Here is an 11,659-nt window from a genome sequence, read left to right on the forward strand (position 1 = left end):
GCCCGCCCCGCTCCCCCGGCACGCCGACGGCGCCGGCCTCCCGCCCCGCGCGGGCGCCCGCCGGTCCGGGGGCGGCGCGGCCTGGCCGTACCTGCTGATCGCGCCCGCGGTCCTCGGCATGCTGTACCTGCTCGTGTACCCGCTGGCCCGCACGGTGCTGATCTCGCTCCAGGACTTCCGGCTGCGCCAACTCATCCGCGGCGACGCCCGGTTCGTGGGGCTGCGCAACTACGCGACCCTGCTGGGCGACCCCCGCTTCTGGCAGGTGGTCCGGCGCACGTTCCTCTTCACGGCCGTCAACGTCACCCTGATCATGCTGATCGCGACCCTGGTCGCCCTGATGATCGAACGGCTCGGCCGGGCGGGGCGGCTCACCGTGCTCAGCGCACTCGTGCTGACCTGGGCCATGCCGGTCGTCGCCGCCACGACGGTGTTCCAGTGGCTGTTCCACTCCGAGTTCGGCATCGTCAACTGGGCTCTGAAGCAGGTGGGGTTCGGCTCCTTCGACCGCTACCCCTGGTTCGCGCACGGCCCGGCCGCCTTCACGATCCTGGTGATCCTGATCGTCTGGCAGTCGGTGCCGTTCGCCGCCATCACCCTGTACTCGGCGCTCGTCACGGTGCCCGGCGAGCTGTACGAGTCGGCGCGCGTCGACGGCGCGTCGGGGCGGCGCATCTTCCGCGCCGTCACGTTCCCGATGATCCGGCCGATCTTCATGCTGGTGCTGTCGCTGGAGGTCATCTGGACCTTCAAGGCGTTCGTGCAGATCTGGGTGATGACCAACGGCGGTCCGGGCGACGCCACCACCATCCTGCCCGTGTACGCCGTGCAGACCGCCCTGTCGAGCCAGCGCTACGACCTCGGCTCGGCGGCCTCCGTGGTCACCGTGCTGATGCTGGCAGGCGTCCTCGCCCTCTCCTTCCGCCAGTTGTTCCGCCAGGAGGGCGAGGCCCTGTGAGCACCGTGCGCGCCGTCGCCGTCAAGCCGCCCCGCGCGCGCCCGCGGCGCCTTCCCCTGCACCTGGCCGCCGGCCTGACGGTCGTGGTCTGCCTCTTCCCCGTGTACTGGATGATCGTCACCGCGTTCAAGCCCAACCGGGACATCCAGTCCGCCAACCCCGGCCTGCTGCCGCGGACATGGACGCTGGAGCACTTCCGCACGGCGGTCGGCGCCGACGGCTTCGGGCTGTTCTGGCGCAACAGCCTGCTGGTGACCCTCGGCGCCGTACTGCTCTCGCTCCTGGTGGCGCTCGGCGCGTCGTTCGCGGTGGCCCGGATGCGCTGGCGCGGCCGGCGGCAGTTCCTGCTGATGGTGTTCCTCGCGCAGATGGCACCCTGGGAGGCGCTGATCATCCCGGTGTACATCATCTCCCGCGACACCGGCATGCTCGACCGGCTGCCCACGCTCACGCTCGTCTACTTCATGATGACGCTGCCCTTCACCATCGTGGTGCTGCGCGGTTTCATCGCCGCCATACCACCGGAGTTGGAGGAGGCGGCGCAGGTCGACGGATGCACCCGCGCGGGCGCCTTCCGGCACATCGCGTTCCCGCTGCTGGCCCCCGGGCTGATGGCGACCTCGCTGTTCGGCTACATCACGGCCTGGAACGAGTTCACCTACGCCAACTTCCTCATCATCAAGCAGCAGGACAACCGCACCCTGCCCGTGTGGCTGTCCTCCTTCCAGAACGTCTTCGGCACGGACTGGGGCGCCACCATGGCCGCCTCCACGCTCTTCGCCCTTCCCGCGCTGGCGGTGTTCCTGCTGCTCCAGCGCCATGTGACGGCCGGCTTCGCGGCCGGTGCCGTCAAAGGCTGACCGCCGACCGCCCCCTACCCCGGAGACCGCCGTGCCCGCAGTCCCGCCACTGGCCTCCTCCCTGCTGCCGCGCCCCGCCAAGGCCCGTGCCGGATCAGGGCGGTTCAGCCTCGGCCCCGACACCTGTCTGCGCGTCGGCAAGGGCGCCGAGCCCGCCGCGCGGCTGCTGCGCACCCTGCTGGCGCCCGCCACCGGACTGCCCCTGCGGTCCGCCGGGGACGGGGCGGTCGTCCTGGTCCTGGACCCCGCCCTCGCAGGTCTGGGCGACGAGGGGTACGGGCTGACGGTCGGACCGCGCTCGGTGCTGCTGCGCGCCGCGCGCGTCACCGGTCTGCTGCGCGGCGTGCAGACCCTGCGCCAGCTCCTGCCCTGGCAGGCCCTCGCGTCGTCGCCGCAGCGCGCGGTGGAATGGTCGCTGCCGTGCGCGGAGATCACGGACGTGCCGCGGCACCCGTGGCGCGGCGCGATGCTGGACGTGGCCCGGCACTTCCAGCCGGTGTCGTATCTGCGCCGGTACGTCGACCTGCTCGCCCTGCACAAGATCAACGTCTTCCATCTGCATCTGACGGACGACCAGGGCTGGCGGATGCCGGTCCCCGCCTACCCCAAGCTCACCGAGATCGGCGGCCGGCGGCCCGCCTCCGTGGTCCGCGCGGGCAGCGACGAGCATGACGGCACACCTCACGAAGGGGCTTACACGCAGGCCGAGTTGCGGAGCCTGGTGGCGTACGCGGCGGCGCGCGGCGTCACCGTGATGCCGGAGATCGAGATGCCCGGCCATGTCCGCGCGGCGCTGGCCGCCTATCCGCACCTGGGCAACCGTCCGGACCGCGGCCTGGACGTCTGGACCCGGTGGGGGGTGTGCGACACCGTCCTCGGCGTGCACGAGGAGGTCTTCGACTTCTGCGCCACCGTGCTGGAGGAGGTCATGGACGTCTTCCCCTCGCCCTACGTGCACATCGGCGGGGACGAGTGCCCCGTCACCGAGTGGGAGCACAGCGCCGAGGCCGTCCGGCGTGCCCGCGCGGCCGGGCTGAGCGGTCCGGCGGGGCTGCACGGCTGGTTCCTCGGCCGCGTCGGCGCGTTCCTCGTCCGCAACGGGCGGCGGCCGGTCGGCTGGGCGGAGACCGGCGCCGAACTGCCGGAGGAGTTCACGGTGATGGCGTGGCGGGACCCCGCGCACGCCCTGGCGGCGGCCGGCCGCGGCCTGGACGTCGTCAACACCCATTACCGCGCGACCTACTTCGACTATCCGCAGCGCGGCGGACCCCAGGAGCATCCGGCGCAGCCCGGCGCCGTCGTCGCGCTGCGCGACGTCCACGCCCACGACCCGGTGCCCGCAGGGGCCGATGCCGCGGCGGCGGCCCGGGTCCTGGGCACCCAGGCCCAGTTGTGGACGGAGTACGCCGCCACCCCGGCGCGGCTGGAGCACCTCACCTACCCCCGGCTCTGCGCCCTCGCGGACCGGGCCTGGAGCGGGCCCACGCCCTGGGCCGACTTCCGCTCCCGGCTGGACCGCCATCTGCCGCGTCTCGACGCGCTGAAGGTCCGCCGCCACCCCTGAAGGACGCACCACGGCACCACCCTGATCCGCCGAGCACGACGAACCCCGCATCCCGTCCCGGAAGGAATCAGCATGACGTCCCGAACCACGTCCAGCAGGCTGCGCGCCGCCGCGGCGGCCGCCGCGGCCATGGCCCTGGGCACCGCCGGGCTCACCGCCCTGGCCGGAACCGCGAATGCCGCCGCCGAGAGCGTGCGGGTCCAGTACCGCACGAGTGCCTCCGGCGCCACGGCCGACCAGGCGGAGCCCTGGATCAAGGTCCGCAACACCGGCACCGGCGCCCTCGCGCTCAGCAGCGTCAAGGTCCGCTACTACTTCAAGGCCGACTCGGCCGGCGCCGCGTACCGCTTCGCCTGCTCGTGGGCCGTGAAGGGCTGCGCCAACATCACCGGCACCTTCGGCACCCTGGCCAACCCCACGGCCACCGCCGACCGTTACCTCGACATCGGCTTCACCGCGGGGGCGGGCACGCTCGCGCCCGGGGCCGACACCGGGGACATGCAGTTGCGCTTCCACCGCACGGACTGGCAGACCCTCCGGCAGAGCGACGACTACTCCTTCGGCGCCGCGCAGACGTCGTACGCGGACTGGTCGAGGATCACCGCGCAGGTGTCCGGCGGCACCGTGTGGGGCACGGCCCCCCAGGGCGACGACCCGACCGATCCCCCGACCGACCCGCCCACCGACCCCCCGGCGGGCGGGCAGAGCCTGTTCGACGACTTCGACTACGGCAGCTCCGCCGACCCGAGGATCTCGGCGAACGGCTGGAACGTGCGCTCCAACTCCGGCGGGCCCGGCGTGCCCGGAGCCACCTGGTCGCCGGAGAACGTCACGTTCGCCTCCTCGGGCGGCAACTCCGTGATGAACCTGCGGACTTCCACGGCGGGCACCCCGGAGAGCACCCGGCAGACCGAAGTGCTCACGAAGTCCATGAAGTTCAAGAACGGCACCTACGCCGCCCGGGTCAGGTTCTCGGACGCGCCGCTGTCCGGCCCGGACGGCGACCGGCTCGTCCAGACGTTCTTCACCATCAACGACCTCAAGGCGCCGATGGCCGACGACTACGCGGAGTACGACTTCGAGTACCTGCCCAACGGCGGCTGGGGCGAGCCCGCCAACATCCTGTACACGACGTCCTGGGAGACGTACAACCCCGATCCCTGGCAGGCCGTCAACACGAACACCGCGTCCCGGCAGAGCTTCGCCGGGTGGCGCGACCTGGTGCTGACCATCGACGACAACACGATCACGTACTACGTCGACGGGCAGCTCTTCGGTACGCACGACGCCTCGTACCTGCCCGAGCGGCCCATGTCGATCAACTTCAACCAGTGGCTGATCGACCTCGCGGGCCAGACGAGCACCACCCCACGCTCGTACGACCAGCAGGTCGACTACGTGCTGCACGTGAAGGACCAGGTGCTGACCCCGGCGCAGGTCGCGGCCAAGGTCGGCGCGTACCGCGCGGCCGGGACCGCGTTCGAGGACACGGTGCCCGGCAGCTAGTGCCGCGGCAGGCAACGGACGCACGAAAGGCCCCGCCGGTTGACGCTGACGCGGCGGGGCCCTCCGGACGGTCCCCGTTCCGGCGCCGGTACACCACTCGCTTCGCGGTCGTGCCGCTCCGTCTCCGTGGGCGGCGGAGCGCCACCGGTCACGCGAGAGGGACATATGCCGCATTTTTCGGGAAACCCGGTCCCTGGAACCGTCTCGGGCCGTGCGGAGGGAGAGCGCGATGAGCCAGGTCAGGACGCGGGCACCGGATCTTCCCGGGCCGTTGCGGCTCGTGGGCGCCGGGCTCCGGCACGTGCCCGGCGCGGGGCAGGTGGCCAGGGCCGCGGACGGCGCGCTCGACCGGATCGCGGCCGTGTCGCCGCGCGGACGCCGGATGGCGGTCTACGCCGGTGCCGGTGTGCTCGGGGCGGCGGGGCTGGTGGAGTGGCCGGTCGCCCTCACCGGCGCGGCCGTGGCCTGGCTGACCCAGCCCGGCCGCCGGGACGAGGCGCCGGCGGCGCAGGACCGGCCCGGCGGCGCGCGGCGGGAGGAGCGGGCAGCCGCCCCCGAGAGCCCCGAGACCTCCGGCCGCTCCGGCCCTGCCCCCGCGGAGCACCGGGGACCGGGGGACCGGCTGGCTCCGTCCCGCTTCCGGCAGGACCGCTCCGCGACCCCGGTCCATACCCCGGTCCATGAGGAGCCCGCGAAGGTGGGTGATGCCGCGACGGCGTCGGCGCTCAAGCGGGTGGCGCGGGCCGCGGACCACCACGACGGGCCGTCGCCGCGCACCGGCCCGCGGCGGTGATCCGGCCGTACGGGCCGGTCAGTGCCGCGCGGAGGCCGAAGAGGCCGTGCCGGTGGCCGCCGTGGCCGCCTCCCAGGCGAAGCCGTCCGGATCGGTGAACGCGCCGGCGGCGCTGCCGAGGACGATCCGGTGCGACCCCGTGCCCTCGGCGGGCACCCCGAGGTCCTTGGCCAGGCCGCGGCGCTTGTACAGCGCCAGCTTCACGGGGCTCGCCTCGTCCGCGGCGAACTCGGCGTACTTGCCGCCGAAGCTCCTCGCCGTCCTCAGGCCCCGCGCGACGTAGAACTCCTTGCTGGCCTTCACGTCCTCGACGCCCAGCAGGAGCACGACCTCGTCGATCCGGCCCGTGGCGGGACCGGTGTCCTTCTTGTGCGGGGTGGCGACCTTCCAGATCGTCCCGTCGGGTGCCCGGACGACTCCGCCGTACCCCCACAGGGACTTCGCGGCGGGCTTCAGGACCGTGGCCCCGGCCTTCACCGCGGCGTCGAGGAAGACGTCGGCCGTGGCGGGTCCGGGCACCGTGAGCGCCAGGGTGAAGCCGCGGAATCCGGTCGAGGGCGCCTGGGACGCCCGCAGGCGGATGTACGCGTCCACGCCGAAGGCGGTGGAGAAGCGCCGGGCGGCCTCGACGTCGGCCACTTCCAGCGTGACGGCGGTGACGGCGGTGACGGCGGTGTGAGCTGCGTTGTCGTTCATGTCCTTCACGCTAGAGCCGCGCGCCGGGAACGGCTTCTCGATTCCTGACCGGTCCCGACCCCGGCCCTGACCCCCGTCCCAACCGGTCCTGACCGGTCCTGACCGGTCCGCACGGACGCGCTACGCGTCCTCGGCGAAGATCCGTCCCGTGCCGTCGGCCCACGCCCGCAGATGCACCTGTTCGTCGCGGGCGGCGGCGCCCCTGAGACCGACCGCCACGCCCGCCGCGCCGACCGCACCGCCCGCCGTGGCGGCGGCGGTGCCTCCGGTGAAGACGGCCAGCCCGGCCATGACCATGGGGATGCCGACGACGGCCCCGATGATCGTCAGGGTCAGGAACACCCCGAAGACGATCATTCCGATGCCGGCCAGCGCGCCCGCGAGGCCGACCCCGCCGACGGCGCTGCCGGTGGCGACGCCCGCGGCGCCCACGCCCATCGCCGTCCCGCCCCGGCCGGGCTCGGTCCTGGCGAGGAGCACCCAGCCGGGCGTGCGGTGGACCTGCGTCCACCCGTCGGCCGCCATGTGGCCGACGAACCACGCCAGCTCCGCCTCCCGCCGCTCGGGCTCCACCGGCCTGCCGAAGCCCGGGGAGACCACCCGGACCGAGGGCCCGGTGCCCCACCGGCGCGTCCTCGACGATGCGGTGCGCCCGGCCCGCGCCGGCCGGCGCCTGTACGAGCGGTGTCTCATGGCTGCTCTCCCCGGCCCGGGACCCCCTCCTCGGCTCCATTACACACCCGATCACCGGCAGGCACCCGGCGGCCGGGGCGGGCCCGGCCCGGCGCACCGCAGGACGATCGGCGGGGCCGACCGGACGCACGGCGGACCTCCCCGTACCTCCCTCGTCCCGCTGCCTCCACGGGCGTGCGGAGGAGGTCCGGGCCCGATGACGGACACCGGCGGCGTCCGCGGTGGACGCCGGGGGCAGCGGGCGGGCCGCCGCGTGTGTGGGGGCCGAGCCGGGGCATCCGGTCTGCCGGGAGGTCTACATGAATACGAGTGCGTTGGCATCGGCCGGCCGTTTCCGGGCCCGGCGAGCGGCACGGGGTTCGGCCACGGAGGGGGCGGCACGGGCGGGTCTCGCCGCGCGAGGCGTGATCTATCTGCTCGTGGGCGCGCTGGCGCTGCAGATCGCGTTCGGCGACACGGGCGCCCAGGCCGACCGGGGCGGGGCGCTGCAGGAGCTGGCGCGCAAGCCGTTCGGCGCGGTCATGCTGTGGGCGCTGGGCATCGGTCTGGTCGGCATGGCCCTGTGGCGGCTCTCGGAGGCCCTGTTCGGCTCCGCGGGGAAGGACGGCCGCAGTGCGCGCAAACGACTGCTCGCGGCCGTGCGCTGCGGGTTCTACGTCTTCGTCGCGTACTCCGTGCTGACGTTCGCCGCCACCCGGCAGCAGAGCGGCGGGGGGTCCAGCGACAAGCAGTCCCGGGACGCCACCGCACGGGCCCTGGAGCTGCCCGGCGGCCAGTGGCTGGTGGGCGCGGCCGGCGTCGGCATCGTGGTGGCGGGCGGCTGGATCGGCGTACGGGCCGTGCTGCGCAAGTACCACGACCACCTCAGGCTCGACCGGATGAGCCGGCGGACCCGGCAGGCCGTGGACGTCACCGGGGTGGGCGGCGGTACGGCCCGTGGACTGGTGTTCGCGGCGGCCGGTGTCTTCGCCGTCCGTGCCGCCGTCGACTACGAGCCCGACCAGGCCAAGGGGCTGGACGACACGCTGCGCACCTTCGCCGACACACCGCTCGGGCCCTGGCTGCTGGTGTGCGTCGCGGCGGGTCTGGTGCTGTTCGGGCTGTTCTCCTTCGCCCTCGCCCGGTGGCGGCGTGTGTGAGCCGCGCCGTGCTGGAAACACGGAGTGGATGAGCGAATCCGAGATTCCGCATGACGACGGCCGGCCCGTGGACGCCTACCTGGACCTCCTGCGCATTCGGATGGACACGGAGGACTACCGCCTCCTGCGGCGCCTGGTGGAACCGGTCCTCCAGGCGATCCAGGAAGAGCGCCTCTCCGGCCTCGACCTCGCGCTCGACTCCGGGGGCGACGACGATCTGCCCCAGGAGGTCCGCGACGAGGCGGCCCTCGTCATCGCGACGGCCGTGACCGGCCGTATGGACAACGAAGTGGTCGAGATCGACGTGGACGACACCGGTCCCGTCCGGATCGTCACCGACGCGAACACCGCCGCCGACCCGGTCCGCCTGGGCGAGATCGCCTCCTACATCAAGGAGCGCCACAGGGAGACGGAGGAGCTGCGGGGCATCGCCGAGGCCAGTGGGATGCCCACGGACTTCTGAGACGCCCCACCGCCCCCGCCCCCCGCCCCCCGCGCAGACGTGCCGTGCGGGGCCGCGTACCCCCCGGTACGACGGCCCCCGCGCGGCACGTCCTTCGGCGTTCCGGCGGTCCGGCGTTCACCGACGGCGGTGCGGGCATCGAGTCCCCCCGCGCGGTGAGTCGGTCACCGCCGGTGATCGGTCACCGCCGGTGGGCCGCCCCGCCCGGCTTCGTCACCCGGCCTCCCCGACCGCCGGGTTGCGCGGGGAGCGGCGCAGGAGTCGACCGCGCAGCCGCGCCCGGCCGCGCCGCACCCGCCGGGGCGTGAAGCGGACGCGCCGCCCCGTGCCGCCCTCGTCCTGCCGCCGGTCCGCGGGGTCCAGCCACTCGACACGGGCCTCACCGGCGAGGTGGAGCGTGCGGCCCGTGGCGAAGTCGACGAAGAGGAGTGCGGCGACCGGGTCGGCGGTGATGTTGCCCAGGCTGTTGAACAGGTTGTTCCCCGCGTAGTCGGGCCACCAGATCTCGCCGCCCTCGACCCGGACGAACCCGGGCTCGCCGCCCTTGTGCGAGGCGTCGGCGCCCCGCTCCGGGTGCGCCGTGCCGAGGAAGAAGGTGTCGGCGGCCCGGACGAGGGCGATGTCGTCGGCCTCCAGAGCGCCGGACATGCCGGCCGCCGGACCTGTCGGTGCCGGATCCGTCCCGGCGGCGGTGGCCGGCGCCGCGGTGAGATGCCGCTCCTGGATGTACGCGGGGCAGTTCCCGTACGCCTGGTCGGGCTCGATCGTCAGGGAACCGTCCGAGCTGTCCGTCAGCCTGCCGTTGACCCGGACACGGCGGCGCAGGCCCAGGTCGATCACGAGCAGCCCCACGTCCTGCGGCGCGGGCACGGTGTGCAGCGGGTCCCCCGGCGCGGGCCGCGCCGCGACGGTCAGGGCGGAGCCGCGGACCCCGAGGAATCCGGGCTCGGCGGCCAGGGGCGAGACCCACAGCGTCCCCTCCCCGTCCCGCGCGGTGACGACGGCGAACGTGCGCTCCGCGAGATGGCCGCCCAGCGCGGGCGTCAGGCGCGGTGGCCGGAGCATTCCCTCCAGCCGGTCGGCCGCCTGCACGACGCCGGCGCGGCGCTGGACGAGCCGTTCGCCCTCGTGGAATCCCTCGTCGTTCATGTGGTGCTCCTGTTCACGGGGAAGGTCCGCGCCGGCGCGCGGTCGCAGGGTCGCCGTCCGGTCCGCGGGCGGCGCGGCGGGGGGCGGGGCCCGCCGCGCCGTGCCGTACGGGTCCGGCCGGGCCCGGCGCCGGTCCGTGCCGCGGCCGGATGTCAGCCGAGGACGCGGCCGAGGAAGGCGCGGATCAGCCCGGAGATGTCCGCGAAGTGGCTCTCCAGGGCGAAGTGGCCGGTGTCCAGCAGATGGATCTCGGCGTCGGGCAGGTCCCGGCGGAACGCCTCCGCGCCGGCGGGGCCGAATATCTCGTCGTTGGCACCCCAGACGGCGAGCAGCGGAACCTGCGTGTCCCGGAAGTACTGGTGGAGGCGGGGGTACAGCGGCACGTTGGTGAGGTAGTCCCGGAAGAGGCCGAGCTGGATCTCGTCGTTGCCGGGCCGGTCCAGCAGGGCCTGGTCGTGCACCCAGTTGTCGGGGCTGACCAGGCTGGGGTCCGGGACGCCGTTGACGTACTGCCGGCGGGTCTGTTCGAGGGTCAGGGCGCCACGCATGGGGGCCTCGGTGGCGGGGCCCGGGTTCTCGCCGTACGCGAAGACGCCGTCCCAGAAGGGCTTCACGAAGCCCTCTTCGTAGGCGTTGCCGTTCTGGCTGATGACGGCCGTGATCCGGTCGGGGTCGCGCAGCGCGAGCCGCCAGCCGACGGGGGCGCCGTAGTCCTGGACGTACATCGCGAACCGGTCGACGCCCAGTTCCCGCAGGAGCCCCGCGGTGATCTCGGTGAGGGAGTCGAAGGTGTAGGGGAAGTCCGCCGCGGACGGCATCGCGGACTGGCCGAAGCCGATGTGGTCGGGGGCGATGACGCGGTAGCGGTCCGCGAGCGCGGGGATCAGGTGGCGGAACATGTGCGAGCTCGTCGGGTAGCCGTGCAGGAGCACGACGACGGGCGCCGTCGGCTCGCCCGCCTCCCGGTAGAAGACCTCGTGACCGTCCACGGTCACGGTGCGGTGATGGACTGCGACGGACATGAATCTAACCCCTCTGGCGACTTTTGGTGGTTACGTATCGAGTGGACCACCACCTTGCTAACCTGTCAAGTGAACTTCAACGGTTAGAAGGGGCCTGAATCCTGTAATCTGCCTGGCGGAGCGAGCGGGCGAGGAGGTGCGCGGTGAGCGATCGGGAACGGCAGGACGCCCTGCTGGAACTCCTCAACACCACGCCGGTGGCCGACGGCACCGTCCTGGACCATCTGGCCGACCCCGAGGCGGCGCGGTCCTGGCAGCGGGCTCACGGCGGCGACGGCAGCGCGGCGGAGCGGCGGCATCTGGTGCGCGCCCGCGACACCCTCCAGGACGTGATCCGGGGCGAGCGCCCCGCCGCCGCCCTCGCCCCCCTGCTCGCCGACGTCACCTCGCGCCCCCGGGTGTCCGACGAGGGCGTCACCTGGGAGCCGACCCCTCCGGCCGACCGCCGCACGGCCGTGGAGGCGGTGCTGGCCTGGGGCGCGCTGCGACAGGCCATGCCGGGGAGGCTGCGCCCCTGTGCCAATCCGGAGTGCCGGCTGTTCCTGCTGGACCGGAGCAAGACCAACCGGGCCCGCTGGTGCTCGATGGCCGCGTGCGGAAACCGGATGAAGGCCCGGCGCCACTACGAGCGCACCCGCCGGACGCCGGCGGACTGACCACCGGCGCCGTCAACCGGCCCGCACCAGCGCCCACTTGGCGTCCCGCCCGCGCGAACCGGCCCCCGCCGGGGGCGAGTCCGGCCGGAGTCACCCCTCGTTTCACCCCCGCGCGACGACGCGCCGGCCGGGCCCGGCGGCGCGTCCCGCCGACGGTGCG

At 73.8% G+C, this 11,659-nt stretch carries 12 protein-coding genes; 8 read left to right on the forward strand and 4 right to left on the reverse strand.

Annotated features, from left to right (window positions below; translation table 11 throughout):
* The 5 genes from SZN_RS31185 to SZN_RS41670 all read left to right on the forward strand — a co-directional run.
* Positions 1–958 (forward strand): carbohydrate ABC transporter permease (locus SZN_RS31185; protein ID WP_007502869.1); only part of this gene is annotated, 958 nt, incomplete at its 5' end.
* Positions 955–1,818, forward strand: a complete 864-nt coding sequence (locus SZN_RS31190) for a carbohydrate ABC transporter permease (RefSeq protein WP_007502870.1) — start codon at positions 955–957, stop codon at positions 1,816–1,818. The genes SZN_RS31185 and SZN_RS31190, both read left to right, overlap by 4 nt.
* 31 nt (positions 1,819–1,849) lie before the next feature.
* Positions 1,850–3,382 (forward strand): beta-N-acetylhexosaminidase, encoded by a 1,533-nt coding sequence (locus tag SZN_RS31195; RefSeq protein ID WP_007502871.1) that lies wholly within the window; start codon positions 1,850–1,852, stop codon positions 3,380–3,382.
* A gap of 72 nt (positions 3,383–3,454) precedes the next feature.
* Positions 3,455–4,888 (forward strand): cellulose binding domain-containing protein, encoded by a 1,434-nt coding sequence (locus tag SZN_RS31200; RefSeq protein ID WP_007502872.1) that lies wholly within the window; start codon positions 3,455–3,457, stop codon positions 4,886–4,888.
* A 229-nt stretch (positions 4,889–5,117) separates the two neighbouring features.
* The gene (locus SZN_RS41670) at positions 5,118–5,681 is read left to right on the forward strand and encodes a hypothetical protein (RefSeq protein WP_007502873.1); all 564 of its coding nucleotides are present in this window, start codon (positions 5,118–5,120) and stop codon (positions 5,679–5,681) included.
* An 18-nt stretch (positions 5,682–5,699) separates the two neighbouring features.
* Here the strand turns inward: SZN_RS41670 and SZN_RS31210 are convergent, their stop codons facing one another.
* Both SZN_RS31210 and SZN_RS31215 read right to left on the reverse strand, forming a co-directional pair.
* On the reverse strand, positions 5,700–6,377 hold the full coding sequence (locus tag SZN_RS31210; protein ID WP_007502875.1) for a VOC family protein: 678 nt from the start codon (positions 6,375–6,377) through the stop codon (positions 5,700–5,702).
* Between the two features lie 120 nt (positions 6,378–6,497).
* The gene (locus SZN_RS31215; protein WP_139063623.1) at positions 6,498–7,070 is read right to left on the reverse strand and encodes a DUF5362 family protein; all 573 of its coding nucleotides are present in this window, start codon (positions 7,068–7,070) and stop codon (positions 6,498–6,500) included.
* Between the two features lie 299 nt (positions 7,071–7,369).
* On the opposite strand from SZN_RS31215, the gene SZN_RS31220 reads away from it, so the two are divergent.
* A complete protein-coding gene (locus tag SZN_RS31220) occupies positions 7,370–8,209 on the forward strand; it encodes a DUF1206 domain-containing protein (protein ID WP_043734101.1) in 840 nt (279 codons plus the stop codon).
* A 28-nt stretch (positions 8,210–8,237) separates the two neighbouring features.
* Positions 8,238–8,672, forward strand: a complete 435-nt coding sequence (locus SZN_RS31225) for a hypothetical protein (RefSeq protein WP_007502881.1) — start codon at positions 8,238–8,240, stop codon at positions 8,670–8,672.
* A gap of 213 nt (positions 8,673–8,885) precedes the next feature.
* Here SZN_RS31225 and SZN_RS31230 read toward each other — a convergent pair whose 3' ends face one another.
* Both SZN_RS31230 and SZN_RS31235 read right to left on the reverse strand, forming a co-directional pair.
* Positions 8,886–9,821: a pyridoxamine 5'-phosphate oxidase family protein gene (locus tag SZN_RS31230; protein ID WP_007502883.1), complete on the reverse strand. Its 936-nt coding sequence runs from the start codon at positions 9,819–9,821 to the stop codon at positions 8,886–8,888.
* A gap of 152 nt (positions 9,822–9,973) precedes the next feature.
* On the reverse strand, positions 9,974–10,843 hold the full coding sequence (locus SZN_RS31235) for an alpha/beta fold hydrolase (RefSeq protein ID WP_007502885.1): 870 nt from the start codon (positions 10,841–10,843) through the stop codon (positions 9,974–9,976).
* A gap of 143 nt (positions 10,844–10,986) precedes the next feature.
* On the opposite strand from SZN_RS31235, the gene SZN_RS31240 reads away from it, so the two are divergent.
* Complete coding sequence (locus SZN_RS31240) at positions 10,987–11,499, forward strand: CGNR zinc finger domain-containing protein (RefSeq protein ID WP_007502886.1); 513 nt, start codon at positions 10,987–10,989, stop codon at positions 11,497–11,499.
* Positions 11,500–11,659: the final 160 nt, after the last annotated feature.

Source organism: Streptomyces zinciresistens K42, from assembly GCF_000225525.1.
Lineage (GTDB): Bacteria > Actinomycetota > Actinomycetes > Streptomycetales > Streptomycetaceae > Streptomyces > Streptomyces zinciresistens.

Coding starts and splice junctions, on each gene's coding strand:
- SZN_RS31200 (WP_007502872.1), top strand. CDS start 3,455: ATGACGTCCCGAACCACGTCCAGCAGGCTGCGCGCCGCCGCGGCGGCC.
- SZN_RS41670 (WP_007502873.1), top strand. CDS start 5,118: ATGAGCCAGGTCAGGACGCGGGCACCGGATCTTCCCGGGCCGTTGCGG.
- SZN_RS31210 (WP_007502875.1), bottom strand. CDS start 6,377: ATGAACGACAACGCAGCTCACACCGCCGTCACCGCCGTCACCGCCGTC.
- SZN_RS31215 (WP_139063623.1), bottom strand. CDS start 7,070: ATGAGACACCGCTCGTACAGGCGCCGGCCGGCGCGGGCCGGGCGCACC.
- SZN_RS31220 (WP_043734101.1), top strand. CDS start 7,370: ATGAATACGAGTGCGTTGGCATCGGCCGGCCGTTTCCGGGCCCGGCGA.
- SZN_RS31225 (WP_007502881.1), top strand. CDS start 8,238: ATGAGCGAATCCGAGATTCCGCATGACGACGGCCGGCCCGTGGACGCC.
- SZN_RS31230 (WP_007502883.1), bottom strand. CDS start 9,821: ATGAACGACGAGGGATTCCACGAGGGCGAACGGCTCGTCCAGCGCCGC.
- SZN_RS31235 (WP_007502885.1), bottom strand. CDS start 10,843: ATGTCCGTCGCAGTCCATCACCGCACCGTGACCGTGGACGGTCACGAG.